Below are 26,659 nucleotides of genomic sequence, written 5' to 3'. Positions count from 1 at the left end.
AGGTCTTCTAAGGTGTCGTTGACAACGTCCAATTCATGTTCGCCGTATACGAACTGCCCGCGTTCCCTACATTTCCAGGGATCTTCAATTCAACATCTGAAAAACCATAGTCGATGTGATAAACCCCTTGATTCGTAAAGCTGGCAAGCTGAGTATCCGTACTGTCTGAATTGATCGCGACCGTTGATAACGATGCGACGGCACTCAATGCTTCACTGCCCTTGTTATAATTCATCACTTCTTTCAAGCTGCCGTTTTTCAATTCGATCTGCGTGTTCACCGGCAAGGTATTCGTCCCGCTCGTAAACTGTCCCAATCGAACCTTCAGATCCCAGCCAGCCATACTCTCCTGATCGATCAGTCGAATATAAGGCTTGTAGCCTGATTGATATTCTGACGCGTCCAGTCCTTTTACCTGTGCGGAAGGATTCACTGATACAGTCCCAAAATAGAAATTCGGAATGTTGATCAATCCGCTGTCCGTCGGCTCCAGATTCGGTTCGTCAGGATCATCGATTCGCACAAAATTGTCTGCTTTGACAGAAGAGACCATGTTTCCTGATACTTCGATCTCCGCTGGCAAGACCTGATTGATCGCGCCTGTTCCAGTAGTCGTGAAGGTGATATCCGCGTAATTGCTTCCTGCGGTATTCGGGATCTCCACACCTGTCAACGCAACGCCTGACGTCCAGTCCCCTGCGCCTACGGTAAAGGTCTGCACAGGTTTTCCAGCAGGCTTGATCTGTACGGTCACCGGATGTGTCAATCCCGTGGCCCAATTGCTCGTCGCCTTCAAAATCATGTCCTTTAATTTTGTGGAGCCTGTATTTTCCAACCGTGACGTCCAAGAGATCGTATCGCCATTCGCGATGATCGCCGCATCAGGAGTCAGGTTCAAGGTGGCTTCAGTATTCTTTCTGCGATAGTGGTAGTTGATCTCCGTATCGGTCTTGATATTCGCCAGATTGACAGGCGTCGTATGAACGGTGCCCGAATCATTGGTCACGTCCTCCCAGCCAACATAATCCCAATCATCCCCGCTCTTATCGGTAAGGATCGCTGCGGGCGTCGACGTGAACGACTCATTGTCTCCGACTTTTTCCGAGGTGTCTGGATTCGTCGTCAAATTGACCAAGCTGCTTGGTGTATCGGCATCGACCCACGATTGCTTGATCTTACGAGAAACTTTTTTGAAGATGTATTGCACCGTTTTGTCCGCGGTGATCTGATCCGTCTTCAATGTCGTTTTTACAGTATTCGCCGGATCAGTCGAATATTTCCAGCCGACATATTCCCACGTTGTATTCCCGCTATCTGTTTTGTTCTCTCCGACAGTATAAGGAATCGTCAGGTTTTCATTGATCACGATCGGTTTCGGCGAAGCAGGGTCCCAAAGACCCGAATCAATCGAAGAACCCGATTGTTCGATATGCTTCTCTGTGACATTCTTCGCTTCCGCGTAGACGACGGTGATCTGTCCCGCGTCGTCAAAGTTCGTGATCGATGAATCCGTGTAATCTACCGAGATCGTCGGCGGATTCGTCTGATCCAATGTCCCAGGCTTCGTCTTTCCATTATATGAGCCTTGCAGCACATAGGTCTTCCCGCCTGTCGTATACACATCCGGCAAAGTCCCCGTCATCGTATGGGTAAATTGCTCCGCATCCGCATCCGTCAACTTCCCTTGCGTGTAGCCAGTCGGCGGTGTAATGTTCGCCCCTGCTTTATTGACAAAGTTTTCTTTGATTTGGAAGGGATTTACTCGGAAAGTGATAACTTGGTTGTTTGCGGAATTCATCCCATTTTCTTTCCCTACATAATCATATAAATATGTGTTTGACCAAGGGGATCTGGAAGCCCAGCCTCGATGTGCGCTAAATGGAACGGCATCCGTTGGCGGCCAATAAATAGGACTTACAGAACGGTAGTATATTTTCCCACCTGACCGAACATAATGCATATTAAATGTATCAATGTTACGTATACTTCTTCCAAGTGAGGATGCACTCCCTATAGCAGATGGGTAATACCATCCGAGCAGCTCATCTGAATATGTTTTTTGAATCGGCGTAATCGTTTTGATATAAGCCATATCGCTGATCGTTAGATTCTTGTAGTAAAAGTAGATTCCTTTACAGTCAGATGCGTTATTAGACCAAGCGCCCCAACCCGTTACATTATTTTGAACAAAAGCTCCAGAAATATGGTATCGTTGCAACCCAGCATCATAAGGGATTTTATCAGGTAATGTTGCTAACTTAGTAGTCGATGCCAAGGTCATATTGTTATAATCTGCACGCCATCGTTCAGCCGTAATATTCAAGTTTTTAGCATCTGTACCATCAGGAAATAAAAACTTTGCATTGAACTCTACATCAAAATCATGCGGCCGATTCATTGCCGGATTCGCAAACACATCCATAGGCATCCCTACCAATACAACCATCAAGGATGCTACGGTGATTCCCCAAGAGAGAATTTTTTTCAGCTTCTTCACGTCTTCTCCCTCCTATTCTTTACAAAGTAAAGAATCAGGGCGGAAAATACGACAATGATACCGAGGATACTGATTCCCTGTTGAACGATCGATCCGGTTTGCGGATACGCCTTCTTCGACGAGTGTGTTTCTTCTTCATGGAACGTTTGATTCTTCGTCTTCGTGATCTTTGTTTCTTCTTTTGGTTCTTCAGGTGCTTTTCGTTTATCGACAAAGCTGACGTTTGTCTTGCTTCCGCCAAGATAGCTGTCTGCTCGAGCCGTCAGCCCAAATGCCGTAGAACTAAAAACAAGCCCTATAAAAGCGATTAATAGTTTCTTTTTCATCGAACCCCCTCCTTTATTCGTTGATAGTATCTCCATACAACAAGAATAAGAATGCTTAAGGTACCTATCGCTAAAATCCCAACAAAGACAAACCAACGATTAGAAATCGCAATTCTTGTTTGATAATCTTCCCGAATTTTCTTTGCCTGTGCGTCACTGACAGAAAAGTTCTTTTTATATTTCCACGTTTGATTTCCAATTTTAACGGTTCCTTGATAGCGATACTTCCCTGCTTCTAATTGTGCATACTCCCAATCCATCTCAGGAGAAAAGAGCGTATGAGGGGCAAGTTTGACGTCCTCTATCGTTTTCTTAGAAACCAATTTGTTCTTTTTTTGATCGTAGATACTGCTTTGGAAAACGACATTTTCCATAATAAAGGGATACGGGTGTTCAAATACCACCTTTACAAAATTGTGTTTTCCTCGGCTCTTGGCGGAGACCTCCACCAGTTTTGGTTTTTCAATACTGTATAGCGGACTCTTCTCATCCCCCGCCAGTACGAACCCGATCATATAATCCAAATTATTTTTGACACGCATGCCCTTTTTTTCTTTTGACCTGCTAGGGGCTTGAGACACCTTGACGCCTCCTAGAAGGATTCCAGAAAAGCTCTTTTTTGGAGAATCAACAACGAGTGTGACTCTTTTTTTCTTCCCTGCTGGGATGGTTACTTTGTCCTGTTTTGGTTTCACAAGTGTTGAAATATTCGGTTGCTTGGCTTGAAATCCGACAGTCGTAAAGCTCAATACACCGTTCTTATTCGTCGCACCCGGCAACACGTCTACTTGATACACTTGCTTTTTCTTTGATCGATTTTCTATTGAAATGGCAACTTCTTGCCTGTTGTTCGGCGTACTGGGCAAGTAGAAATACCCGACAGAAGAATCCAGTTGATTCTCTGGTAAGACCGGCTGAACATAAAACGGCAAGGGCTGCTCCTTCTTTGTCTCATCCGCAAAAACAACGGCCAATGGAGAAAAAAGGCTAAGTAAAAGAACAGAGAGAAACAGCGCACGTCTCTTCATTATTCTCACGACCTTTTGCGTCGGATCGCCCGTAAACACATGAATACTAGAGAAAGTCCTGTGACTGCTGATACTCCGTAAAATGCTTTCCACCAAATCTGCGGCACTCGAACTTGAACATCTGCTTCTTTGTTAAGTTTCTTCGCTTCTTCTTGTGTGATGGTGAAACTGTCTTCGAATGTCCATTCTTCGTCATTCGACTGGGCATGGATCTTGTACTTATAATCCCCTGCCGCCAAAACACCTGCGCCCCAATCCAATTCAAGAGGCAACACAGAATGCGGCGCGATCCGTCCATTTTCGATCTCTTTTGTCGCGATAGCTTCCCCACCATTTTTTCCCGTGATGGTCGCGGTGATCGCTAACGGTTCGAAGATCGCGGATTGAGGATTCAAAAGATTCGCATGAAACACTTTTTTCCCAATGTCGATCTTGTTCTCCACAGATTTTAATTCCAGCTTTTCTCCTTTTGAGAGGGGCTGATTCTCACTCTCGGTCACGACGATCCCGATAATGTAGCCATAGGTATTCTTGACCGACATGGCACTTCCATCCGTGCTCTTGACTTCTTCTTTTAATCTCGTATGGATCGCCCCGACAAGTACCCCTTGAAAAGGATCGGCAGGCAGCTTCACCTTTACAGCGATTTCTTTGTCGCTAACAGCCGGTATCGTCACTTCTTTCGGTACTTCCGTGATCTCTGATAAAGAAACGGGCAGTGATTTTTCTTTGTTGTTGACCTTATAGTTGATCAAGCCGTTCTTATTCGTCGATGCACTGTTGACAGAGATCAGATATGTCTGCTTCACGCCTGAGTTGTTCGCGATCTTGTACCGCAGGGTGATTTCTTCGTTCGGCTTTCCCATCACATCAAAGTAACTTTTCGACTTATCGATTTGGTGATCTGATGGGATGGCTTTCACTGTAAAATTAGTCGGATCTTCTTTCTTTTTATCATCCCCGAATACGATCGATGGTCGTCCGAGGGAAAAGCCCATCATCAACACTAATGCAAAAAGCAGCGCTCGTTTTGTCCGCATCATTCTTTCCTCCAACAAATAAAGGACTAGGGAACTATCCCCAGCCCCTGTTTATTTCTATTTATGGCGCATCTGTCAATGTCCAGTCCACGGTGCTGGTGTAAGTTTCACCTGCGATCGGGTTCGCTGTAGCTGGCACTTCCAATGTGATATCTTCCATTCCTGTATCCCAATACCCTTGACCCTTGGTATTCGATGCAGACATTACGACAGCCGCAGTTCCCGGTGCTAACGTAATCGATGTAGGCGTAATATCTGGTGCTTGTGCTGTAGAGACGATCGTGCCGATCCCTGTTGGTGCGTCTAAACTTGGATCAATGATTTCTTGTAACTCGGTTGTATCGATCTGAATCTCAGAGCCTGTGATATTTCCTACTGCGCCAGTCGACCAAGCATTTAATTCTGCTTCTAATTTCCAACCAGCTTGTGTTCCTCGAACATCCCCCATACCTACGTGTTTCTTCAACGGGTTCGCTCCTGGTTCCGCGATTTCCCAAGTCGGATCGATTTCGATACTGTACGTACCTGGTGTCGAACGAACTTGCGTTTCTTTGAAGTTGAACTCCGTCGGTGTATACAAGAGACCGAAGTCTGATGCTGGTGGTGTTACTGGTGGAACAACGGGTGGTGTTACCGGCGGTGTAATGATTTCTCCGGCCTTGAATTTTGCGTTTGCGTCTGAAGTCCCTCCGTAAGTCGCTGCTTGAGCGGCTGCGCCACTAACCAATATGCCCCCTACGAGTGTGGTGCTCAGAATACCAACTAAGATTTTCTTTGCTTTCATTTTGTTCTCTCTCCTTTTTCGTTTTAATTTATATATCAAAATTCCCGAAAGAATCTGACACCAAGGATACAAATTATGAGAAACTGTGATACTATTTTTCTTGTATATTTCTTGAAAAACTTTCTTAGTCTTATGAAAACTAAGAATGATTGTTAGAATCCTAGCTTAAAAGGTTTCTAGCCTGCCCTTGACGGTGTCTGACGGTCTTTGAGTTTGTGAAATAACAAAAAATCCGACAAAAAAATTTTTTTAAATCAATAAAAAAATAAGAAAATCTTAATTTTTAGATTTTGGGAAAGGGAAGCGCTTACCTCAAAAAAGCAAAAAAAGCCTCTCTTAAAAATGCGCTCATTTTTTGAAAACGCTTTTAAGAAATAGCTTTTTCCATTTGGTGAACTACTTGTACCCGCTGCTCCATCATGGCATCTGCATAGGTATCCAACGTCATTTTCGACGAACTGTGTCCCATCAAAGCACTAATACTGACAATATCGCCATTGCTTTCCACGCAACGAGTCGCAAACGTATGTCGGAGCTGATGAAAATGAATCGTCGCCAGCCCTGCTTTTTCGCGCAATCGATGAAAGTGATACGTTAGCAATCTCGGTTCGGAGGGTTCATCCTTCCTTGAACAAATAAAGGCGCCAGTCGCTCTTTTTTTGTATTGAAGCAATGTTTTTCGCAACGTCTGACTAATCGGGATCGTCCGAACAGAGGACTCTGTTTTGGAACGTGTATAGATCAATGTCGTTTTTTCTTCCCTATTTGTAGAGTCAATGACCCGTTGATAAGTAGAATCCACGTGAATCTGGTTGGTTTCAAAATCAATATCTTCCCATTTAAGCGCAGAAATTTCACCGATGCGCAATCCCGCGTGCAGTGCTAAGAGAATGGGTATCCCACGTCCCTTCTTTTCTGCCAGCGCTGTTTTTTCCAATCGTTTTTGCTCAATTTTCGTTAATGCTTGCTTCTTTTTCTTCGGCATTTTCGGAAATCGAATGGCTAAAAAAGGATTATCCGTGATTCTTTTCTGACGAATGGCTTGATTCATCGTTTGATTGATGATTCGAAAAATCGCCTGAATCGTGGAGCTTTTTAGTTTTCTTCTATTTAAACGCTGCACCAACAGTTGTGCCACCGATTCATCAAGTTCATTCAAACTATATTCTCCGATCTCATAGAAAACATAGTGTTCAAGCTTGTACTCATAGTTTGCATAGGTCGATTGTTTGATTTCAGTTTTGACCTCGTTCAGCCAGCGAATGCCCCATTCGTGAAAGCTCATAGAGGTTTCCCCTTGTGTTTCTCGAATCTCTTGATACTTCGCCTTTAATGGATACAACTTCCTACGCACCTCTTGAAATGTCTTTCCATACACAGAGCCGTATTTTGTCTTTCCATCTGCTTTTTTCCCTTTGATATAGCGGCCTTCCCAACGGCCATCCTTTCGATAATAGATATTTTCGCCTTTTCGCATAATATGTGATCCTTTCTAATAATTTGACGGTTATTTTGACGGCAAAAGATTTTTTTGCCATAAACGCCTTTTTAATTTGATTCGTGCATCCTTTTTGGTCAATAAAATAAAAATGCGATGAGAAATTATTTTTATTTTGATTATTTCGAAAAACAATATTGCATACCAATAGTATTTAATTTATAATTTAATTAATAAAGATTGAGAAAATTTAAATAAATAGTATTACTTGCAATTTAATCTTAGTTTTCATAAGACTAAGAAATATTTATGTAATAATTTTCTTATTATGCCCACAAATACGCTAACGAAACCCAAATAGTATCTTCTTTATCTAATAAAGAAGATACTATTTTTATTATATTCAATTAAATTTGTTTTGCACGCATTTTTATTAATTTATTTATTTTTAATATTTATTTACTGTTTAAAAAAGATATTGTTATTTAATTTTCCAAACATCGAAAATAAAACAATTATTTTCTTTCAACTTATCGTATTATCTTCTTGTAACTATTATAAGTTTTAGGAGGAATTTTTATGACAACGTTTTTTGCACATTGGGGAACAGATGACACACGAGGATATTTTGATGATCAGGGGGATTCGGTCCTATGGAAAGCGGCTATGGCCTGCGCACTGCCTTTCGACCCTTTGGCTATCAAGGAGATCGATATTATTTTACCCAATCCTTTGAAGGAGGGTTCGTTGCTGCTTGCCTCAGATACTTTTTATTACAGTCCGAAAAATCCTTTGGAGACACTACAGGAATACGCCGCGGCTTACTCTTTTGCGGAGTATAGGGTCATGAGTACGTGCCTAAGATCCTTTCATACCTTTGGTCAATACAAAGCCCCTTGTCTCACGCCCTTTTTCGCCCTTTGTCCATTAGAAGGCGGCGAACGTTCCATCTGGATCAACCCTTGTCGGATCACTAACGTCGAGGAGCATGACGGCCTCACCTTAGCCCACCTATCTGCCGGAGGCGCATTTGTACTGCCCCTCCAGCGCCGAAGCCTCATGAAGCGCCTCGTGCTTACCTGCCTAGCTTACGCGACCCTTCGCAGAGAATTTCTATACTTTAAAACGCGAGGAAAAAGACCCTCTGACTATCTTGCCTTTGAGAACCACCCTTTTTCACGACTTCTTAGTAAGCGCTTGCTTCTAGAGTCCTTCAGTATGCCTTTAGGCGAATTCTCCAAACGCTACGACACCGCTCTGCTCCTACATGCTTATGAACAGCTAGAGACCGAAGCCCCCACGGGTGAATCTGCCAATTTGGTTTAGACGAGCACGCCTTGTCTTACTTTTTTACAAGGGAAAATCCTCTATTTTCGCAACGTTTGCTTCGTCTTGTCAACTGGCAAATTTACCAAACACCCCCCAAATTTACCAGTTTAAACGCTAGAACCCGCATTGGACCGTTTCAAACCTGCAAATTTGGGGGGTAAAAGGCAAATTTGCCGTTTGCCTTATTTTTTTGAATCCGCTATCTTTTAGTCACCGGCCGGAACCAAAAAAAAAGAAAACGGAGGAACAAACATGATTCAACCATTAGGAAAAAAAGTACAAGTACAGATCGACCAAGGATTAGAAAAAATGAAACGAGTGAACTTTCAAAATGTGATCGACGACCCAACCGAAGAAGCCATTTTAGAATTAGGCGAGATCATGACCGCCTTTGTCCCAGAGAACAGTGAATTTGACTGCGTGATCTTGACTAGTCAAACACGGTATGTGAAATAGGAGGAGGAGAAAATATGACCAAATTAGTCGCGATTTTTAAAACCAGTGAAGGCAAGAGCCATTCGTGGAGCTACGCCAATCCCGATACGACAAAGCAACCCAGTGAAGTCAAAGGACTGTTGGAACGCTTCGCTGGATTGAAGCTATTTAAGAAAGACAACGTCGTTTTATTCGACACGGTGGAAAGTGCCGAGTACGTCGAAACCATCGAAACACCGATTTTTTAACCAATAACCATTGAGGAGTCGCGGAATTTTTCCCGCCCTCCTCTCAACAATAAAGGAGGACGATATCCATGAGAGAACAGAAAATCACTTTGAACCAGAGCCAATTGTTTCATTTACAAGCACCAACGTTAGAAACCCGCATCACTCGCTTTTACCAATTGACCCAAAACAGCAGCACCGCGATCCAATACATTTTAGCCACAAAGGTTCGCCAACAATTAGGCGCACAGGAATTCAAAGGGTTCCTCAAGGATCTCGTCCGTCATTTGTTTTTACACACGAAAGCCACCCGTACCATGAAGCGTTTCTTCCATTACTTTGCGGACTATTTCATGGCACCCGAATTTCGGGCGCTGCGACTGAAGCTGTTTCCAGTCCGCAACTTTATGGAAAAGGCTTCGTCCCTTGTCCGTTCCCTTTTGTCCCCTGTCCGTCTCGATGAAGAAACCGAAGCAAACGAAAAAATAGAAACCACCGAAACGTGAAACTAACTATTAATTAACCTACCTACGCAAACTTAGATTATAAATGAAAGGATAACTACCCATGACCAACGAACGAACTGATTTAGTCACGACCTTTGCTGATGGCAACGGCAAGCCCTTCAACTGGCGCTATACAGACGTAGATACGAACTTATCTCCGCAAGAAATGAAAGCGGCCTGCGAACTATTAACGGCATTAGATATTTTTGAAATCGACGGTGTAAAGCAATTCGATACCGTCCTTACAGGCAAGCTTGTGACGAAAAAACGCGTGAAGATCTTCGGAGGCGAAAACTTAAACGAAGACCTCAACCAAAAACCAACATTGGAGGAAAAAACAGGCTGCTTCTCCTTGCCCCTTGTGGAACGCGCCATTGAAACGGCCTTGGTTCCGATAAAGACAAATCCTCAAGAAGAATTTCCGAAGGTCTCGCTGGCAGCCACTACAGCCGTCGACCAACCGTCATTAATAAAAAAAACAGTACCAACCGAAACCCAAAGCACAAGCTCTAGTGAAGAAGCTGTCAGCCTTCATTCCGAATCCGTTCCCTCGTCCAACCAAGCGCAGGAGCCCAGGAGGAAGCCGCGGGAAAAACTATGGAAACGACTGATCCATCGGAAACAAGAAAACGTGCCGGATCAAGGTCAGTGACCCCTCGTTCGTTCTTTGAAAACCAAATATTTTGCGTAGGAAAATAACCAACTGTCGTCACCCCTTCTCACTAGCGGAAGGAGGTGAGGCCTTTGAAGGAGCTGACCCGCTACATCTTAGCACCGCTCTTCGTGGGATTGGTCATTGCCCTTGTCAACCACTGGTTGCAAGAGCACGATCCGTGACGACGGGACTCACCGCGAGCTGCTTCTATTTACATCTTGCTAAATGAAGCCTAGCAGAAAAAATCTGCTAGGCTTCTCAATAGTATCGTTTAATGGCTGCTTTTTAAGTTCGCTATTGGTGCAATCCCTCTGCTGAAATAGAGTAAAAATACGCCATAACAAAGGCTCAAAAGTAGTACGGCTGTGATATTTTTCTCGATCGATCCTGCGTTAGAAAGCGTCGCTAACACATTGAAAGCACCGTGAAAAAGAATCACTGTGTAGATTGAGCGCTGCGTATAGTAGATTAGAGAAAAGACAAGGCCCAACAGCAGAGCATTGATGATTTGTAACCCGACTAAGATGCCCGCAGTTTCAGGATTCAAACTACTTGCCATGTGCAGTACTCCGAAAACGAGACTAGAAAAAAGAAGAAAAACTTTTGGCGATTGGTTTCTTAAGACATATAGAAAGATTCCGCGAAAGACCGTTTCTTCCACAAATCCAACCAGCAGCATTTGCACCATGATCAAAGCCATCGTTGACAGCGGCAATTGATGATTCACACCGAAGAGGCCCGGTTGGATCAACACGATCAATGTCATAAAAAGAAGCATTCTTTTGTTTAGCGGCGGTTTTTGAAACCCAAAGGCGCGCAAGGTTGGCTCTTTTTTCTTCATATAAAGGACACTTGCGACTCCGCAGATCGAAAAGGCCATTATCTGGCAGACAATGATGCCGTTATCGTTCAAGTTGAACACGATCCCTGCGGCTGAAAATAGGCTGATGACCCCGGTCAGTGCCACGGCTGCACCGATTAATTTAAGGTATTTTTTGTATGATTTATCCATTTGAATTGCCTCCTGTTTGCTTTTTTTATACTATAGCATGCAAAAAAAGACGAAAAACCAGTATAATTCCTGTATACAGGAATCGGGGAAGGAAGACATTATGAGAGAAGAAATCATAAAAGACATTCGGAAACAAAAAGGCCTTACTCAAAAGGAAGTCTATACCGGCATTGCTTCTAAAACCTTTTACAGTGATTTTGAGGCTGGGAAACATTCTGTGGAAGTCTCGAAATTCCAAGGCTTTTTGAATAATCTTGGAATCAGTCAAACTGAATTTGATTATTTTAGAGACAGCCGTGAGAAAAATGAAGAGAAGCTTTTAGACCTTGAGATTGACCGTTTGTATAAACACGGGGAATTCGAAGCCCTTTATGACCTCTTCGAAGACTATAAGCAGCATCCTCATACAGAAATGCGGTATTTGGCGCTCAAGGCTTACTTGCTGGTACTGATCACGAACACAAATTTTTATAAGTTTTCGCGAGCACCGTTTTCGGAGATTCGTGTATATCTAGACAACACGAAGATGTGGACGTTAAAGGAGATCAAATTAGGGAAGTTGATTCTTCTTTCGTTTTCTGAGAAGGAGAAGGCGGAGGAGGCGCAGCTTTATAACCGGCTGGTTGATGCATTAGCTAAATACGAAGCATTCGATTCTAACGTCTATTATAAAGAAATCGGCGATCTCTATTTTAACCGGATTCAATGGCTATTAATGATCCATGACATTTCTGAGGCCGTAGCTGCGTTGCTGCTGTATGGCGATGCCATCGCCAAGGCAGACGACTTATACTTGTCTTTACAATTTCGTTTTATCACCTGTCTAGTGAATACCTATTTGGATTATCCCACCTATTCACGCGAGTTGAATAGTCTAATGGAACAATTAGATCCGATCCCCACCTCTGAAACCCATTTTTACAAAATAATTTCTCAGCTGCATCTGGAAAAAGCAAAAAATTATTATCAACGGTATCAAGAATAATCTTTAAAAAAAGAACGATGCTTGGAGGGTTCCCCCTCTCTCGCAGTCGTTCTTCTTATTTTTTAAACTATAGGCGGTATTCTGGAACAGAAATGGCGATTTTTTTCCATTTCTCCGCCACTTCTTCTGCTGTTTGACAGTTCTGTCCTTTGATGTCCAGAGGATAATCGACCTCTGCGCCTTCTTGCCAACGAATCCCATGAAATTGACCATTGCTTGCACGTAGAATCCAGGCCGATTCATGACACTCCGACGATGCTAAGTAAACGACGCCTGGAACGACGCTCTCGGGCTTTAGATCCAACGGCTCTCGATCGGCGCCCCACATTCGAGTCCGCGCAACTGGTGAAACAGCGTTTATTTCGATCCCTGTTTGGCGACTCTCATTTGCCAGCACGTTCATTAGACCGATTTGACTGAGTTTTGTCACAGCGTAGGCTGTCAGGCCTGGTTTGGCGTATTCGGGATATATTGCGCGACAGGAGGTGGTGAGTACGATTCGTCCATAATTTTGCTGTTGCATCTGAGGCCAGACTGCTTGGGTCAGCCAGATCGGTGCTTCCATTTGGACGGCGACGGCGCGTTGGAGAAATTCCGGTGTCAGCTCTGTGATGCTTTGATAACCAACCCAGCCGGCATTGTGGATCAGAATATCTACGCGACCAAATGTGTCTATCGCTTCTTGCACAAGTGCGTGACAGCCTTCCCGTGTATTGATCGTCGTTTCAACGGCACGTACAGAGCCGCCTTGTGCACGAAGCTTTTCTGCCGCTTTTTGTACGATCGTTGGATCATCGCCACATCCATCTACGTTCGTTCCGCTGTCTTGGATAAGCACGTGGGCACCTCTTTTGGCTAGTTCTTGTGCATACGCAAATCCCAGTCCTCGAGCACCGCCAGTGATGATGGCTGTTTGATCGTTGAAAATCATGGTTTGTCACCTACTCTCTCTGTTTTCCTTATCAAAAAGATACGACCTGGATGATGTTAAGCGACAGTAGCTATTTTTACAGAGCTGCCCGTAAACGCTCTTATAGCAAAATCAGAAAAGAATAGCACGTTCCAAACTTTTGTGAACAGCACACCTTTTTTTTGAGTATTGTTTGTTTCTCACTCTCATTGTAAACTGGATTTGATGATAAGAAAAATAGCAAAAACCGATGACAGTTATCTGAAAAAAACATTGCTATAAGAGGAGGCGGAGGCGTTGGAATTACGTCAAATTCGTTATTTTGTTGTCTTAGCTGAAGAACTGCATTTTGGACGAGCAGCGAGTAAAATCCCTATCGCGCAGTCCGCACTCAGCCAGCAAATCAAGAAGCTCGAAGAGGAATTAAACGGTCAATTGTTTTATCGGGACACACATCAAGTCCTGCTGACAGAGGTTGGCGAAATCTTTTTGAAACAGGCAACAAGCATACTGACAGCTGTTCATGAAGCAGAAGCAGCCGTGGAACAAGCGATCAGCGGCGAGCACGGCACGTTGAGGATCGGCTTTGTCGAGGCCGCTCTATGGGATATTTTGCCGACGTTGATCCACTCCTATAAGCAAAAATATCCGCACGTAGACATTATTCCGCACCAAATGACTACCGCTATGCAGCTAGATGCGTTAATACAAGATCAGATTCAACTTGGGATCGTTGGTTCGCAACGCCCTGACCCGGCTATTCAATACCATCTGGTTCGCGAAGAACGCTGCTTACTAGCACTTCCCCCTACACACCCGCTGATCAAAAAAGGGACGATAGCTATTCACGATCTCGTCAATGAACCCTTTGTCGCAATACGTCGAGAAGCTGGTGCCTTTTATTTTGATCAATTTATCCAGACCTGTATGGCGAATGGCTTCAGTCCAACTATCGCTCTGACTGCTGACAATATGCAGTCACTGTTGGCATTTGTCGCAGCCGGGATGGGCATTGCTTTGATTCATGAATCTTCCAAAAATAGTCACTCCGATCTTTGCTATCGCGAAGTTGAAGGAAATATTCCAACTCTCTACAACCTTTTTTTCGCTTGGAAACATCAGAATCCAGCCAATGCACTGACTCACTTTTTAAACGAAGCGTTGCCCCTCTTCCCTAACAAACCGAATGCGACCTAACCTAACAACGATTCCCCTATCGATTGGAAGCGAAAAATCCCCCGACATCTAAAAATGCCGGGGGACACGACTCTCGTCTGCTATTCATTTATCACAATTGCGCATATCGTTATGTTTTTTCTGACTTTAACTGCTGTAGGATTTCTACTTCTAACCCTGTTGCTTCTGAGATTTTTTCTATTGGAAGCCCCATCTCCAGTAAATTCAAAGCAATTTTACGCTCTCCTTCAGCCTTACCTTCTCTATGTCCTTCTTTGCGTCCTTCAGTTTGGCCCTCTTTCCTACCCTTTCTAAGGCCTTCTTCATGTCCGTAGTCAAAACCTTCTACTTTTGCAGATGAGATCACGGCATCATTGATGTCTTTTGCTTTATTGATCCTTGTAATCATCGTTTTCTCCTCCTCGTTTAATTTGAAGTAATTGATTTTTTTCTGGGCTTCTTTGATATAGGCAGGCGCTTCTTGCAATGCCTCCCCGGTTTTTAAAAAGTATTGCCAGTGGTACGCTTTACTATCCTTTTCTATATTCTTGTTTTTGAGGCTTAAAAAGCAGAGTGTCAGCAGTTCTTTGCCTTTGCCTCCAACAAAAGGGCGCTGTGTCGTCTTGTTGAGTAGGCGGTATGTTTGCAAGGCGTCTTGATCCTTATCAAACAAGTGGAAATCAATAATGTTGATGCCATAGGCGGGACGCAAGGCAGAAAAATTATTTTTCACGACAAAATCCTCCGACTCCCTGTTTCCAAAGGGGGCACGAAAGGCTTCCGTCAGGTAGAACACGGTCCGCTCTTGGAAGAACTGATGAGGCTGTATCTGACACTCGATCGTCGCCTGGCTGCCATCCTCGGCAACGGCTAATATATCCACTTCTGTCAGCCCAATTTCTAAGTGCTCATATGATTTTTTGTAACTATCGATATGGTATGTTTCTTTTGGCGTGAGGGTCTTGAATTCAATGTCCAACAGGTCTTTGACAAAATTTCGAAGGATGTTCGCGGAATCTTCGGAGGTCAGCATTTTCTTAAAGATCAAATCGTTTGTGGGTAAGTACTCTAGCATATCATCACGGCCTTTCAGAATAGTAGTCTCGCGGCTATCATGAAAAGCGTTTTCTCGCCCTCATTATAGCACGCTCAAATAAATAACATCTATCCTAAAATACGCCAAAAGAAAGAAATTTTTTTCGGTTTCTATTCCCTTTTGAATACAAAAAAACAGCAACCCTGAAAAGCGGCTGCTGTCATCTCTTTTATAACGTCTCTTCGATCGATTTTTCTGGAATAAACCACATTAATAAAATCAGCACATTGACGATCAGCACAGCGATCGGTGCAATCAATTTTCCTAAGACCAAGGCGACGATCGCTAATGTGATGGAGAGATATAATTTCGGGTAATGCTTGAACAATTTTCCGATTTTAGACTCTTTTCCATTCACCCGCACAAGCGCTCGGACCAATAAATAATAAGCAAAATCTGTCCCTAAAGTGACCAAACCATACAATGCCTGCGGCGCCCATTCAAAGGGGTAGTCCCCGACCCACGCGGTGACATACGGGAACAAGGTCATCATCAAAATCAAAAAGTTGTTGGCCCACAGAACCCATCCGTCTACTTTTCGAACCAATTGAAAGAGGTGGTGGTGGTTGTTCCAATAGATCGCCAGGCTTATAAAGCTGATCAGATAGATGATAAATTTATGCTCCATATGTAAAAATGCAGACCAATCTGACCCATTCGGCTCATGCAATTCTAAAACCAACAACGTCATAATGATCGCGATGACCGCATCCGTAAAAGCTTCAATTCGTGACTTCGGCATATCTTTCTACTCCTAACCAATTAATTACTAATAAAAAATAAGTTCATTTTCCTGTGTTCATTAAACAAAAGAATCTCTAGAATATCAAGGAATCCGTCACTCTCTATCATAATCCTCAAATCTCATTAGATTCTTTTCATGAAATGCCTTCTTTTCTATAGATTCTTACATTGTTGCCTACAAGGTAGCATATCCGCCGAAAGATTCCGATAAATACGTCTTAAGTTGGACGAAACAGGAAAAAAATTTTGCTAAACTATGGTTAAGATATAAACAAATGGAAAGAAGGAATGAAAAATGATGAAAGATTATCCTATGGTTGTACGAATTTTAGCTGTTGTCGGCTTTTTCCTAGTTGCTAGTTTGGTTTTAAGTATTATTGGTCCAATTCTTTCTGGCCTATTGCACCTCTTCTTTAAGATCGGTATTCCGCTAGCGATTGCCTACTTCCTAGTTACTTGGTTAACCAAACGTCGTGGCCGTCGAACCTATTAAACACTAAAAATGCCAAAAACGTCGAAAGCAGCGCTTTCGACGTTTTTATTTGTCTAATTCGGTATATGGATTGCTCGTTTATCAGCCGCGATTACAGCTTCGCGAAAAATTTCACTAACTGTTGGGTGCGGATGGATTGTTTCGATCACATCTTCTGCCGTCGCTTTTCTCTGAAGCAATGCCGTCGCTTCCGCGATCATATCCGTTGCTCGATCGCAGAGCAGATGGACACCAAGTAGTGCTTGCGTCTCTGCATGGATCACTACTTTAGCAACACCATACATTTGCCCCATCACCAATGCTTTTCCACTGGCTTTTACTGGAAATTTTCCAACCACGTACGGGATCTTTTTTTCTCTCGCTTGTTCTTCTGTCATCCCTACTCCCGCAAACTCTGGATCGGAATACACACAGCCAGGAACGTCTTTCCCTTCAAATACGTTGTCCGCACCTAGCGCATTTTCCGCCGCGACTTCTCCTTGTGCTGAGGCATAGTGAGCCAATAATACTTCACCGACGCAATCACCGATCGCGTACACATTTGCCTGCGTTGTTTGCAGGTTAGCATCGATCACGATGCTTCCTCGCTGAGTCGCAATCTTTGTATGCTCTAACCCAAGCCCCTCAACGTAACTGCGACGGCCAACTGCGACTAGGAGTTTTTCTCCCGTTAGCGTTTCTTCGCCTAAAGAAACAGTCACCCGCTGCTCTTTCTGACGAACAGCCTCTACTCGCTTACCCAATAGGAAACGTACCCCTTCTTTAGTTAGCTTTCTCCGCAGCAGCGCCGCCAATTCCTGATCCATCGCCGGTAGAATCTCCGGCTGTTCCTCCACGATCGTGACTTGACTGCCGAAGCGTTGATAAATCGAAGCAAATTCGATCCCGATCACACCACCGCCAATAATGATCAACTCTGCGGGAAGCTGTTCCAACTGTAACGCAGCGCTGGAATCGAGCCAAGAAATGTCATCCAGCCCTTTGATTGGCGGAAGGACGGGTATTGATCCTGTCGCCAGAATGATCTTATTCGGTTTCAATCGTATATCTCCTGTCGGCGTCGTAACACCCAACGTCTCCTCATCCAGAAAACGCGCTGTTCCTTTGATGACTTCGATTTGATTGCTTTTCATCAGCCCTTCAACGCCTTTGACTAATTGCTTCACGACCTGTTCTTTCCTTCTTAAAACCGCAGTCCAATCGACGGATTCTACGGCGCATTCAATTCCAAATTTTTTGCTGTTTTTAACTTGCACTAACATATCTGCAGAATGCAATAACGACTTCGTTGGAATACACCCTACATTGAGGCAAGTTCCGCCAATTTGATCTTTTTCTATGAGTGTAACGGCTGCTCCGAGCTGTGCTGCGCGAATGGCTGCGACATATCCTCCCGGTCCACCACCAACAATGACGATCTCCTTTTTCACGTCCAGCCCTCCTTTATTCCTTTGGTATTTTTTCCATTGGATGCTCCAATAGGTCGCATAGATACGTTAAAAAACGCGCACCAAGAGCCCCATCGGCTACTCGGTGATCCAACGTTATTACTGGATGCATCACGGAGGCCGCAACGACTTGACCCTCCTCGTTGATCACGGCAGCTTTGGTGATCTTCCCGACAGCTAAAATACCAATCTGTGGTGCATTGACGATAGAGGAAAACTGCTCGACGTTAAACATGCCTAGATTACTGATCGTAAAAGTTCCGCCAGTCAGTTCTTCCACGGCAAATTTTCCAACGTTGCTTTGTTCTTTGATCGTTTCCAGATTCGCTTGGATCATTGCCAAGGATTTATTCGGAACATCGGATATTACAGGCACCAGCAGTCCGCGCTTTGTATCACTGGCGATGCCAATGGCTACCTCGTCTGCTTTTGTGACACATTCCCCATCAAAATGCTGATTGATTTCGGGGTATTCTTGGAGCGCTTTTGCGACTGCCTTTGCAATGATGGCTGTATAGGAAACCTTTGTCGGCAGTTCTTTCCGATAACGTATCAATTCGTCGCAGCGAATCGTCGTACTTAATTGAAACTGAGGAACGTCGGTCCAGCTTCGGATCATTTGTTTCGCCATTGCTTTTTTGATCCCGCTGAGTTTTTTCCCTTCGCTACTCATCCACTTCGACCCAAGCAATCACTTCACCGATATCTACTGTGGCATCCTCTTCCTCCACGATCTCTGTCAACGTACCATCCAGTGCTGATTCTACGTCGGTCGTCGCTTTGTCTGTTTCGATCTCTACTAAAACGTCACCCTTTTTGACATGATCACCTACTTTTTTATACCAAGTAAGGATCGTCCCTTCGTCCATATCCAATCCGATTTTTGGCATGATCACTTCTTTTTTCATTCGCCTTCTCCTCCTTTTAACGTTACTTTTACTGCTTCGATCACCTGTGTCTCATCTGGGACATAGGCCATCTCGAGATTTCTGGCAAAAGGTACGGGAACATCAGGAGCCGTCACTCGTAAAATAGGCTTTTTCAAGCTTTCAAATGCGAACTCCTGGATCTGCGCCACGATTTCTCCTCCGAAGCCTGATTTTTTGACCGCTTCATGAACGATCACCGCGTGACCAGTCTTCTTGATCGACTGTAAGATCGGCGCCATATCTAAAGGCTCGATACTCTTAACATCGATGACTTCCGCACGAATCCCTTCTTCTTGAAGCTTCTTCGCGGCTTTTAATGCGACATTGACCATCGCAGAATAGGAAATGATCGTGATATCTTCCCCCGCTTGCTTCACTTCACTCTCATACCCTACTTCATAGGCTTCTTCTGGAACCTCCGTCTTTAATTTATACAACGCTTTATGCTCCACGAAAACGACAGGATTATTGTCTCGGATTGCACGTAATAACAATCCTTTTGCATCATAGGCATTTGACGGCATGACGACTCGGATACCTGGAACGTGCGCCAAAATGTTTTCCAGGGATTGAGAATGCTGCGCCCCATTTCCTAAGCCTGCACCGCATTGGGTCCGAATCACTAGTGGAATACTGACACCACCGCCATACATATAGCGCATCTTCGCGGCCTGATTTAATAGCTGATCAAAACAGACGCCGATAAAATCCATATAAGACAGCTCTACTACCGGTCTCCTGCCGATCATCGCCGCACCGATCCCAGCGCCCACGATGGCTACTTCAGATATTGGGGTATCTCTGACACGCTCCGGTCCAAAATTATCTAACAAATCATAACTGCAGCGTAGTTGTCCGCCATAAACGGCAATGTCCTCACCGATCGTAAAAATATTCTCATCACTATTAAAGGCAATGTGCAACGCTTCGTTTACTGCTTGCCGCATGGAAAGTTTTCGCATGTTTCTCCTCCTTTACGCTTTGGAAAATAGTGTCCAGTCAATCGTTTCAAAGGTGGGATCATAAAGATCGTCCAACATCTCCTCGATCAACGGCTCTGGGTCTTGCTTCGCCTGTTCAGAGGCTGCCAATACACGCTGCGTTTCTTCTTTTTTGATGGCAGCCAATACGTCTTGATCGACTCCATACTCTTCCTTCAAAAGCTTTTCGCAATGCAGGATTGGATCTTTTGCTTTCCACTTTTCGACCTCTTCCCGTGTACGGTAATTTTCATTATCACCAAAATAATGCCCCGCCATACGGAAGGTATCCATTTCCAGCAAAACAGGCCCATTCCCTGCTAAAGCATATTCTTTTGCTTCCGCAAAGAGATGATACACTTCTACGATATCGTTTCCGTTGACGGTCATGCCCTTCATGCCGTAGCCAATCGCACGGTCCGCGATATGCTCGACGTTCATCGACTTCTCCGTCGAGGTCGAGATGCCATATTTGTTATTCTCACAAATAAAAATAACCGGCAGATTCCAAATCGACGCCATATTCAGTGCTTCATGAAAGGAGCCTTCATTCGATGCCCCATCACCAAAAAACGAAACGGCTACGTGCGGCTCCTTTGCTACTTGCAGGCCTAACCCCGCACCCATCGCCATCGGAATGCCGCCTCCGACGATCCCGTTTGCGCCAAGGTTCCCTGTCGTCAGATCCGCGATATGCATCGATCCGCCTTTTCCTTTACAATAGCCCGTCTCACGTCCCATCAATTCAGCGAACATTCGACGTAGATCTGCCCCCTTTGCGATACAGTGCCCATGTCCTCGATGGGTAGAGGTGATGTAATCGTCGTTGCTCAAATGAACGCAGACTCCTGTGGCGATCGCCTCTTCGCCATTATACGTATGGACAGCCGCTCGGGTGATATTGGCTTTGGCTAATTCGATGGCTTCGGCCTCAAACTCACGAATGCGTACCATCGTCCGGTACATCTCTATCATTGTTTCTTTAGAAATAGTCATTTTCAAACGAGTCCCCCTTATTTTAAGACCAGAAAGCCAGCGCCTGCTGCAATTCTTCATACGTCTGCGCCGCTTCTGTGACTGGCACTTCTTGCATCACTGCTTCGATTGCTTGAAGCAATGCTTTTGCGCCTGAAACCGCCCCTGCCGGATGTCCGTAAATACCGCCTCCAGCCATTAAGATCGTTTCATTCCCTAACAACCCCATCAAATACTCGATCGTCCCAGGATGAACGCCTCCAGCGACTGTTGTAAAGGCAGATTCGATCCCTTGCATCGGTGTCGACAACGCACTGTGTGTCTCGACCAGCTCATCTGTCGTCGTGCCAAAACGCCCGCTATCTGGATAAACCAGCGGCATGTCCATTCCGATCAGCCGGGGCAATTTTCCGCAGCTCAACGCTGCCGATAGGCCATTATTTTCTGCTTTATAATAAGCGCCTGCGCCGGCACAGTGACCAAAGATGGGAATCTCCACGTTTTGATCTTTTAAGAAACGAACTAAGTCTTCGGTAGCGCCCCAACCTAATGCGTTGTAGTTGACCATTAACGCATTCGCACCTGCTTCGATGGCTAACTGCGCCCGCTCGATGATATTTCGTCCGGTAATATTAACGGCGTACAAGGTGGATTGCTCTTTTCCTACCTCTTTTAAATAGCTCATGACCGTTTTTACCCGATCAACCATCGGTGAATAAGCTGGATCACTCAACAGCTCATCGTCCTTGATCACGTCTGCGCCACCCAAAGCCGCGTTTGCTGCACCTTGTGCACTCGCTTCTGGGGGAACCCCGATACATGGTTTCAAGATCGCACCTACTAATGGACGATCCATCACGCCTAATTTTTTCCGAATGCCGCTGACACCCAGTAACGGTCCGGTAAATTCCTTCAATAAAGACTCGGGAAATTCCACATCGACCAATCGAATGCCTGATTGTCCTAAGACATTACCGGCAACAGTACTGATGACCATCGCCATATAAGGCTGAAAATTCGTGATCGGGAAAGCGACCCGCGCCACACATGAAATGCCATCGGACATCGGATAAATTCCTAAGACCTTTGCGCCGTAACGCTCAATGACTTCTGGCGTCTCGCCCTCTACGTGCGTCCACGTGCCTGCGCTTTGATCTCCAGCTACTAATTTTACCCAGTCATAAAGATCTGGTTCCTTTTCTGAATGCATGTAATAGGTCGCAATCAAAAAATCCTGCCCTAACCCTTCCGCCATCTTCAACGTTTCAAATTTCATTCTTCTCCTCATCTCTTTTCAAAAATTTATAGATCAAAGACGGCTCCGAAACGAAACCGTCTTCTACTAACTGTTCAAGTATTCTATGACTTGGTCTCTTTCGTTACTTGCTGCAATTTGATCAACGAGTTGTTGATTGGCAATGACATTGTAAATGTTGCCGAATAAATGACTTGTTGCTTCCGTAAAAGCCAGCATCAAGACAACTTTTGCCTCACGTCCATTGCTCCAAGGAATCGGCTGCTTAGGAATCAAAACAGCGATTTTTGCGTATTTTACCTCTGAGAAGTACCCATGAGGAATAGCTACTCCCGTTTCTAAAACAGTCGGGACCATTGCTTCTCGGTCCATAACGGTCTGAAGAAAATGACCTTCAACAGCTCCTGATGCCTGTAGTTTTTGACATAAAAAGGCAATTGCTTCTTCTTTCGTCGCTACCTCTTCTTGCAAAAAAACCAACTCCGGCTGGAATAATTGCGGAGATGCCACATTCAACTGGTGTTGACGTTCCTTTACCTGTGCTAAAAATTGGCGGACGGCTGCTTTCTTCTGGATATCATTCATCATTATGAGAGGGATATCCGCTGTCGAGACATTGAAGGCGCCCGCAATGCCGATAATGTTGTATTGCTGCGCCGTTTCTTTGATTTGTTCTTCCATCGTCTGTTCGCTCAACAAGCTTAAAAAAACAAACTTCACTTTCGGCGATAGCTCCAACACATCGTTTTCCAAGTGTTCAAAAAGATATCGGGCACAGCCTCGTCCGGTTAAGCAAAAGCAGATAAATGCCTCTGCTTTAAGCGTGTTGTTTCTTTTTCCCAAGACAACACTCTTCTTCTGTTCAACCAGCGAATCGGCCACTTCATCCAAGTTCATCTCGATCAACTGTGTTTTGCGAACGGCATCTAATACCATCAACGTATCGACGCGTGTCACTGTTCGAACATTGATCCCTAATTCCTCTGCGATCTGATCCCCAAAAGTCTCCGGGGAACCCATATCAACGAGAATCAACACACCCCGTCCTTGATTGTTTTGCTTCACCATCTCTAACAAACGGCTATAAATAAATCGAGGACTCTCATCTAAGCTGATACACAATGCGGCTAAGTGTGAGCTTCCCATCAGTTCATTGGCGACAGCGACCATTTCAGCGGCAACTTTTCCATGTGTGACAACGATCGTGCCAATATTTTTCCCAACGTTGACTTTTGCATCCGTCGTCGCGGACAAATACATCGCAATAAATCCAATTTCTTCATCCGGCAGCGGGATTCCGATATATTTAGGGGCAAGCTCAGCCATTTGATTGGCCACTCTAAATTGCTTTGGGTAATGCTTTTTGACATTCGCCAAATTCGGATTCAAGATACCTTCCCCACTGCGTATCCGTTTGATCGATGCATTAAAATGCGTCGCTAAACAAAAGAGCAGCGTCTGATCCAATTCACCTAATTCTTTTTTCGCAATCGTTAACATCTCTTCCGCCATTTGTACCAGATCTTGTTCGACGATCGTCTGAATATTGTCTTTTAACTGCTGCACTTGCTTCCCATTCTGAATCGTCGTGATGTAGCGGGATATTTTCTTTTCGATCAACTTCCAAATAGTTGAATCGATCTCTTTTTCCGTCAAATAATTGCCTTGCAGTTTCACATATTCCGTATCAATGATTCGATACAAGCCTTCGGAAAACTCGTATGGATCATTGATTGGCTGTGTTGGTACAGAGACCCTATCTGTTGGATAAACAATCAAATCGTTTGCCGAAAAATGTTTCAGCTCCGGCGACAATTCCTGATTTTCTGGCAAAGTGTGGAGCACCAACGTCTCATTATCGATCAAAATCTGCGAACCGCTGTCGGATTGGTGCATACAAGCGAGATATCCTTTTGCACACGCTACTTGGATCTTGCTCCGAAGTTCACCGATATTTCCTGGGTACTGCAAAAGCAGCAAACTTCTGACGGCCTCTGCTTTAATGAGGATCTCCCGTTTCACCCGAATGGACTCTTGGCGGAAGAAGGTCGTAATGATGTCGTATTTTTCATCTACTCCTCGAGACGACAAAGGGGGTACCGTGATCACCATAGGAATACGGCGCCGGAAGGTATCTAATAGACTCGTCTCTACATCCTCCGTCGTTGCTGCGATGATCATGACCTGTGCTTTTCTCAAATCACGATCTCCCAGACGACGATAGACCCCTTTATCGATTAATTGGAACAACATCTCTTGCCCATCTGGCGGCATCCGATGAACTTCATCAAGGAATAGAATGCCTTGATTGGCCTGATCGATCAGTCCTTCTCGATTGGATTCTGCACCTGTAAAAGCGCCCTTTTTGTAACCAAATAACTGTGCTGTCAGTAATTGTGGATTTTCTGCGTAATCTGCACAGTTCAACTCCACAAAAGGAATCGTTTCGTCTCTTTTGTTATTCACCATAAACTTGTACATGGCTTCTGCTAAGATGCTTTTTCCTACCCCTGTTTCACCCACGATCAAGGTATGTAATCCGATTGGCGGATACATCGCTGCTGCTTTTGATTGCTCTACCTGCATGCTCAAACTCCGCTGCGAACCGATGATCCCAGAGAAAGCATCCTTTTTCACTTCTTGAACAGCAGGCTTTTTCGTATCTGCGCTCAAGCCTTTTTGATCCATAAAATGGATCGTACTGTTCAACGTGATGCGATACCCCTTTTGAGTCAACTCTTTCGTCAGCTGCGTCATGCTGATTTTAGAATCCGCTTTCAAAATCAACTGGATATCTTTTAATAAAACCGCTTCACGGCGTTCTCTGGAATTATCTATCCCCGCACTTTTCCGCATGGATGTTACTTTGCTTCGAGAAGTTCTCAATAATTCAGCAAGTTCTTGATCTGTCAATGGATTTTTAGGGTCTTCTGCCTCTACCAAACGAAGCAGATGTGTCCATCCCGATGATTTCATCTTTTCTCCTCCTTAAACAGATTTCAACAACGATAAAATAAGCGTCGTGATTTATTTCATCGTACTATGAAGTACCCTGCTGAATAAAGTTCTATTTGCATACAAACCTTACAAATTTAGAACTTCACGAAGCCTAAGAGGTCTAGGATCTTATACATTATGAAGGTGATTGGGTTCCCTCCCTCAGATAAACTACTGATTAACGACGTGCCCTCTGGAAGCTCAGAACCAACGATCTTCGCAATCTCTGTATGTGCACCTGCCATTGCTGTCGCACACCAAAAGTAAATCGCGAAAACCACCATTGCTGCTAAACAAATGTGTAAAATATTTTCCTTCGCATAAGCAGTTATCCCGATAATGAACCACGGAACCGCCACTAATGAAGCTGTCGCAAGCATTCGGTTTCCTGGAATAATCGACATGAATGTCACAACGGGTGTCATGATCAAAATAGAAGACATCGTTGCGGGATTCCCCATGATCGTAGAAGCATCGATTCCGATCCATACCTCGCGGCCCTTCATGTATTTCCCAGTAAAGATTTTTGCCTGATCAGAAATGGATATCAAGCCTTCCATCATGATCTGGATCATTCGAGGCAAAAGAATCATCACAGCAGCCATATTAAAACCAAGCAGCATAATTTTTCGTACATCATATCCTGCAACAATACCGATCAGCATCCCCAAAACTGCCCCGATCACGATGGGTTCGCCAAATATTCCCATTCGACGTTCCATTGTTTCCGGATCCGCTTTGATATCTTTGATCACCGGAATTTTTTGAAGCAGCTTCACGACTGGAATCCCGATCATTGCAGGAGCAATGATCGCACCCGTCGGCCAGGAACAGCCTGGGATTCCATAAAACTCTTGGTATTTAGGTGCTACGATATCTGCCCATTTCAAGGATACGGCCATATAGATACACGCGGCTGCAACGGCGAATACCGCATTTTGAGTTGCTCCATAAATAAGTGCAGCACTGGCGGCAAATGACCAATAATTCCAAAAATCCACATCCAACGTCTTCGTAAAATTCAAGAAAATTAAAGCAATATTCGTGGCAATCAAAGCAATGATCACCATTCCAGACGCTGGTTGTCCCCAAGCCATTCCCATCAAGCCCCAACCAATGTCTACTACGTCAAGATTCCAATGCATCCGCTCAACCATCGCCATTGTTGCAGGCGACATCTGTGCGATCAACATATCTACAATTAAATTTAGACCAATAAAACCAACTGTCGCTGTTAATGCCGAACGAATTGCGTCACCAACTTTTAGCCCTAAAACAAGACCGATGATTAAAAGTGCCACACAAAGAATCCCGTTACTACCAAGCCCTGTAAACCATTGAAATCCCTGATTGATTACATCAAACATCAAGTTCCCTCCATTCTAACGATTCTT

At 44.4% G+C, this 26,659-nt stretch carries 27 protein-coding genes; 9 read left to right on the top strand and 18 right to left on the bottom strand.

The annotated features are described in order from the left end of the window. Positions 1–7: 7 nt before the first annotated feature. From I592_RS00370 to I592_RS00345, 6 genes are all read right to left on the bottom strand, one after another. Entirely contained in the window at positions 8–2,497 is a 2,490-nt protein-coding gene (locus tag I592_RS00370) for a WxL domain-containing protein (protein WP_010782217.1), read from the bottom strand. Beyond that, complete coding sequence (locus I592_RS00365) at positions 2,494–2,823, bottom strand: LPXTG cell wall anchor domain-containing protein (protein WP_010782218.1); 330 nt, start codon at positions 2,821–2,823, stop codon at positions 2,494–2,496. The genes I592_RS00370 and I592_RS00365 overlap by 4 nt, the downstream gene beginning before the upstream one ends. After that, the gene (locus I592_RS00360) at positions 2,820–3,851 is read right to left on the bottom strand and encodes a DUF916 domain-containing protein (protein WP_010782219.1); all 1,032 of its coding nucleotides are present in this window, start codon (positions 3,849–3,851) and stop codon (positions 2,820–2,822) included. The genes I592_RS00365 and I592_RS00360 overlap by 4 nt, the downstream gene beginning before the upstream one ends. A gap of 5 nt (positions 3,852–3,856) precedes the next feature. Beyond that, entirely contained in the window at positions 3,857–4,891 is a 1,035-nt protein-coding gene (locus I592_RS00355) for a WxLIP family cell surface protein (RefSeq protein WP_044925942.1), read from the bottom strand. 61 nt (positions 4,892–4,952) lie between these two features. Next, complete coding sequence (locus I592_RS00350; RefSeq protein WP_010782221.1) at positions 4,953–5,675, bottom strand: WxL domain-containing protein; 723 nt, start codon at positions 5,673–5,675, stop codon at positions 4,953–4,955. Between the two features lie 367 nt (positions 5,676–6,042). After that, complete coding sequence (locus I592_RS00345) at positions 6,043–7,152, bottom strand: tyrosine-type recombinase/integrase (protein WP_010782222.1); 1,110 nt, start codon at positions 7,150–7,152, stop codon at positions 6,043–6,045. Between the two features lie 540 nt (positions 7,153–7,692). Between I592_RS00345 and I592_RS00340 the strand changes: the two genes are divergently transcribed. The 6 genes from I592_RS00340 to I592_RS22255 all read left to right on the top strand — a co-directional run bounded on the left by I592_RS00340 (position 7,693) and on the right by I592_RS22255 (position 10,447). Continuing rightward, complete coding sequence (locus tag I592_RS00340; protein ID WP_010782223.1) at positions 7,693–8,439, top strand: hypothetical protein; 747 nt, start codon at positions 7,693–7,695, stop codon at positions 8,437–8,439. Between the two features lie 255 nt (positions 8,440–8,694). Further along, positions 8,695–8,898, top strand: coding sequence for a hypothetical protein (locus I592_RS00335; RefSeq protein ID WP_010782224.1), 204 nt, complete (start codon positions 8,695–8,697; stop codon positions 8,896–8,898). A gap of 14 nt (positions 8,899–8,912) precedes the next feature. Beyond that, positions 8,913–9,125, top strand: coding sequence for a DUF2922 family protein (locus I592_RS00330; RefSeq protein ID WP_010782225.1), 213 nt, complete (start codon positions 8,913–8,915; stop codon positions 9,123–9,125). Between the two features lie 68 nt (positions 9,126–9,193). Beyond that, positions 9,194–9,610, top strand: a complete 417-nt coding sequence (locus tag I592_RS00325; RefSeq protein ID WP_010782226.1) for a hypothetical protein — start codon at positions 9,194–9,196, stop codon at positions 9,608–9,610. 61 nt (positions 9,611–9,671) lie between these two features. Then, entirely contained in the window at positions 9,672–10,262 is a 591-nt protein-coding gene (locus tag I592_RS20655; RefSeq protein WP_010782227.1) for a DUF2922 family protein, read from the top strand. 83 nt (positions 10,263–10,345) lie between these two features. After that, entirely contained in the window at positions 10,346–10,447 is a 102-nt protein-coding gene (locus I592_RS22255; RefSeq protein WP_425268416.1) for a type I toxin-antitoxin system Fst family toxin, read from the top strand. Positions 10,448–10,536: 89 nt separating this feature from the next. On the opposite strand, the gene I592_RS00315 is transcribed toward I592_RS22255, so the two are convergent. Next, positions 10,537–11,277 carry a CPBP family intramembrane glutamic endopeptidase gene (locus tag I592_RS00315; RefSeq protein WP_010782228.1) on the bottom strand — a complete coding sequence of 247 codons (741 nt, stop codon included), beginning with the start codon at positions 11,275–11,277 and terminating at the stop codon, positions 10,537–10,539. Positions 11,278–11,377: 100 nt separating this feature from the next. Here I592_RS00315 and I592_RS21830 point away from each other — a divergent pair, with 100 nt between their 5' ends. Beyond that, complete coding sequence (locus tag I592_RS21830) at positions 11,378–12,262, top strand: helix-turn-helix domain-containing protein (protein WP_010782229.1); 885 nt, start codon at positions 11,378–11,380, stop codon at positions 12,260–12,262. 67 nt (positions 12,263–12,329) lie between these two features. Here the strand turns inward: I592_RS21830 and I592_RS00305 are convergent, their stop codons facing one another. Then, a complete protein-coding gene (locus tag I592_RS00305) occupies positions 12,330–13,193 on the bottom strand; it encodes an SDR family NAD(P)-dependent oxidoreductase (RefSeq protein WP_010782230.1) in 864 nt (287 codons plus the stop codon). A 276-nt stretch (positions 13,194–13,469) separates the two neighbouring features. Here I592_RS00305 and I592_RS00300 point away from each other — a divergent pair, with 276 nt between their 5' ends. Then, the gene (locus I592_RS00300) at positions 13,470–14,369 is read left to right on the top strand and encodes a LysR family transcriptional regulator (protein ID WP_010782231.1); all 900 of its coding nucleotides are present in this window, start codon (positions 13,470–13,472) and stop codon (positions 14,367–14,369) included. Between the two features lie 109 nt (positions 14,370–14,478). Here I592_RS00300 and I592_RS00295 read toward each other — a convergent pair whose 3' ends face one another. Together I592_RS00295 and I592_RS00290 are read right to left on the bottom strand one after the other, a co-directional pair. Beyond that, complete coding sequence (locus I592_RS00295; RefSeq protein WP_010782232.1) at positions 14,479–15,423, bottom strand: Rpn family recombination-promoting nuclease/putative transposase; 945 nt, start codon at positions 15,421–15,423, stop codon at positions 14,479–14,481. A gap of 190 nt (positions 15,424–15,613) precedes the next feature. After that, complete coding sequence (locus tag I592_RS00290; RefSeq protein WP_010782233.1) at positions 15,614–16,186, bottom strand: TMEM175 family protein; 573 nt, start codon at positions 16,184–16,186, stop codon at positions 15,614–15,616. A 297-nt stretch (positions 16,187–16,483) separates the two neighbouring features. On the opposite strand from I592_RS00290, the gene I592_RS00285 reads away from it, so the two are divergent. Beyond that, entirely contained in the window at positions 16,484–16,681 is a 198-nt protein-coding gene (locus tag I592_RS00285; RefSeq protein ID WP_010782234.1) for a hypothetical protein, read from the top strand. A gap of 53 nt (positions 16,682–16,734) precedes the next feature. Here I592_RS00285 and lpdA read toward each other — a convergent pair whose 3' ends face one another. The 8 genes from lpdA to I592_RS00245 all read right to left on the bottom strand — a co-directional run bounded on the left by lpdA (position 16,735) and on the right by I592_RS00245 (position 26,632). Beyond that, positions 16,735–18,111, bottom strand: coding sequence for a dihydrolipoyl dehydrogenase (lpdA, locus tag I592_RS00280; protein WP_010782235.1), 1,377 nt, complete (start codon positions 18,109–18,111; stop codon positions 16,735–16,737). A 13-nt stretch (positions 18,112–18,124) separates the two neighbouring features. Next, positions 18,125–18,802, bottom strand: a complete 678-nt coding sequence (locus I592_RS00275; RefSeq protein WP_044925939.1) for a 2-oxo acid dehydrogenase subunit E2 — start codon at positions 18,800–18,802, stop codon at positions 18,125–18,127. Continuing rightward, positions 18,795–19,037 (bottom strand): biotin/lipoyl-containing protein, encoded by a 243-nt coding sequence (locus tag I592_RS00270; protein WP_010782237.1) that lies wholly within the window; start codon positions 19,035–19,037, stop codon positions 18,795–18,797. Before I592_RS00270 ends, I592_RS00275 begins: the two co-directional genes overlap by 8 nt. Beyond that, positions 19,034–20,020 (bottom strand): alpha-ketoacid dehydrogenase subunit beta, encoded by a 987-nt coding sequence (locus I592_RS00265; protein ID WP_010782238.1) that lies wholly within the window; start codon positions 20,018–20,020, stop codon positions 19,034–19,036. Before I592_RS00265 ends, I592_RS00270 begins: the two co-directional genes overlap by 4 nt. Before the next feature lie 12 nt (positions 20,021–20,032). After that, on the bottom strand, positions 20,033–21,034 hold the full coding sequence (locus I592_RS00260) for a thiamine pyrophosphate-dependent dehydrogenase E1 component subunit alpha (RefSeq protein ID WP_010782239.1): 1,002 nt from the start codon (positions 21,032–21,034) through the stop codon (positions 20,033–20,035). 22 nt (positions 21,035–21,056) lie between these two features. Then, complete coding sequence (locus I592_RS00255; protein ID WP_010782240.1) at positions 21,057–22,289, bottom strand: RuBisCO large subunit C-terminal-like domain-containing protein; 1,233 nt, start codon at positions 22,287–22,289, stop codon at positions 21,057–21,059. Between the two features lie 66 nt (positions 22,290–22,355). Continuing rightward, entirely contained in the window at positions 22,356–25,244 is a 2,889-nt protein-coding gene (locus I592_RS00250) for a sigma 54-interacting transcriptional regulator (RefSeq protein ID WP_010782241.1), read from the bottom strand. Between the two features lie 116 nt (positions 25,245–25,360). After that, positions 25,361–26,632 (bottom strand): PTS transporter subunit IIC, encoded by a 1,272-nt coding sequence (locus I592_RS00245; RefSeq protein ID WP_010782242.1) that lies wholly within the window; start codon positions 26,630–26,632, stop codon positions 25,361–25,363. Positions 26,633–26,659 lie beyond the last annotated feature (27 nt).

The organism is Enterococcus gilvus ATCC BAA-350 (assembly GCF_000407545.1).
GTDB lineage: Bacteria > Bacillota > Bacilli > Lactobacillales > Enterococcaceae > Enterococcus_A > Enterococcus_A gilvus.
Note: the sequence above shows the minus strand (reverse complement) of the source record. Positions and strands in the feature narration are given on the sequence as shown.

Bases quoted from the DNA above. Each gene is read 5' to 3' on its own strand.
- I592_RS00270 (WP_010782237.1), bottom strand. From the start codon at position 19,037: ATGAAAAAAGAAGTGATCATGCCAAAAATCGGATTGGATATGGACGAA.
- I592_RS00305 (WP_010782230.1), bottom strand. From the start codon at position 13,193: ATGATTTTCAACGATCAAACAGCCATCATCACTGGCGGTGCTCGAGGA.
- I592_RS21830 (WP_010782229.1), top strand. From the start codon at position 11,378: ATGAGAGAAGAAATCATAAAAGACATTCGGAAACAAAAAGGCCTTACT.
- I592_RS00290 (WP_010782233.1), bottom strand. From the start codon at position 16,186: ATGCCGAAGTCACGAATTGAAGCTTTTACGGATGCGGTCATCGCGATC.
- I592_RS00325 (WP_010782226.1), top strand. From the start codon at position 9,194: ATGAGAGAACAGAAAATCACTTTGAACCAGAGCCAATTGTTTCATTTA.
- I592_RS00345 (WP_010782222.1), bottom strand. From the start codon at position 7,152: ATGCGAAAAGGCGAAAATATCTATTATCGAAAGGATGGCCGTTGGGAA.
- I592_RS00315 (WP_010782228.1), bottom strand. From the start codon at position 11,277: ATGGATAAATCATACAAAAAATACCTTAAATTAATCGGTGCAGCCGTG.
- I592_RS00285 (WP_010782234.1), top strand. From the start codon at position 16,484: ATGATGAAAGATTATCCTATGGTTGTACGAATTTTAGCTGTTGTCGGC.
- I592_RS00350 (WP_010782221.1), bottom strand. From the start codon at position 5,675: ATGAAAGCAAAGAAAATCTTAGTTGGTATTCTGAGCACCACACTCGTA.
- I592_RS00365 (WP_010782218.1), bottom strand. From the start codon at position 2,823: ATGAAAAAGAAACTATTAATCGCTTTTATAGGGCTTGTTTTTAGTTCT.
- I592_RS00355 (WP_044925942.1), bottom strand. From the start codon at position 4,891: ATGCGGACAAAACGAGCGCTGCTTTTTGCATTAGTGTTGATGATGGGC.
- I592_RS00265 (WP_010782238.1), bottom strand. From the start codon at position 20,020: ATGCGAAAACTTTCCATGCGGCAAGCAGTAAACGAAGCGTTGCACATT.
- I592_RS00340 (WP_010782223.1), top strand. From the start codon at position 7,693: ATGACAACGTTTTTTGCACATTGGGGAACAGATGACACACGAGGATAT.
- I592_RS00335 (WP_010782224.1), top strand. From the start codon at position 8,695: ATGATTCAACCATTAGGAAAAAAAGTACAAGTACAGATCGACCAAGGA.
- I592_RS20655 (WP_010782227.1), top strand. From the start codon at position 9,672: ATGACCAACGAACGAACTGATTTAGTCACGACCTTTGCTGATGGCAAC.
- I592_RS00250 (WP_010782241.1), bottom strand. From the start codon at position 25,244: ATGAAATCATCGGGATGGACACATCTGCTTCGTTTGGTAGAGGCAGAA.
- I592_RS00260 (WP_010782239.1), bottom strand. From the start codon at position 21,034: ATGACTATTTCTAAAGAAACAATGATAGAGATGTACCGGACGATGGTA.
- I592_RS00360 (WP_010782219.1), bottom strand. From the start codon at position 3,851: ATGAAGAGACGTGCGCTGTTTCTCTCTGTTCTTTTACTTAGCCTTTTT.
- I592_RS00255 (WP_010782240.1), bottom strand. From the start codon at position 22,289: ATGAAATTTGAAACGTTGAAGATGGCGGAAGGGTTAGGGCAGGATTTT.
- I592_RS00275 (WP_044925939.1), bottom strand. From the start codon at position 18,802: ATGAGTAGCGAAGGGAAAAAACTCAGCGGGATCAAAAAAGCAATGGCG.
- I592_RS00245 (WP_010782242.1), bottom strand. From the start codon at position 26,632: ATGTTTGATGTAATCAATCAGGGATTTCAATGGTTTACAGGGCTTGGT.
- I592_RS00295 (WP_010782232.1), bottom strand. From the start codon at position 15,423: ATGCTAGAGTACTTACCCACAAACGATTTGATCTTTAAGAAAATGCTG.
- I592_RS00330 (WP_010782225.1), top strand. From the start codon at position 8,913: ATGACCAAATTAGTCGCGATTTTTAAAACCAGTGAAGGCAAGAGCCAT.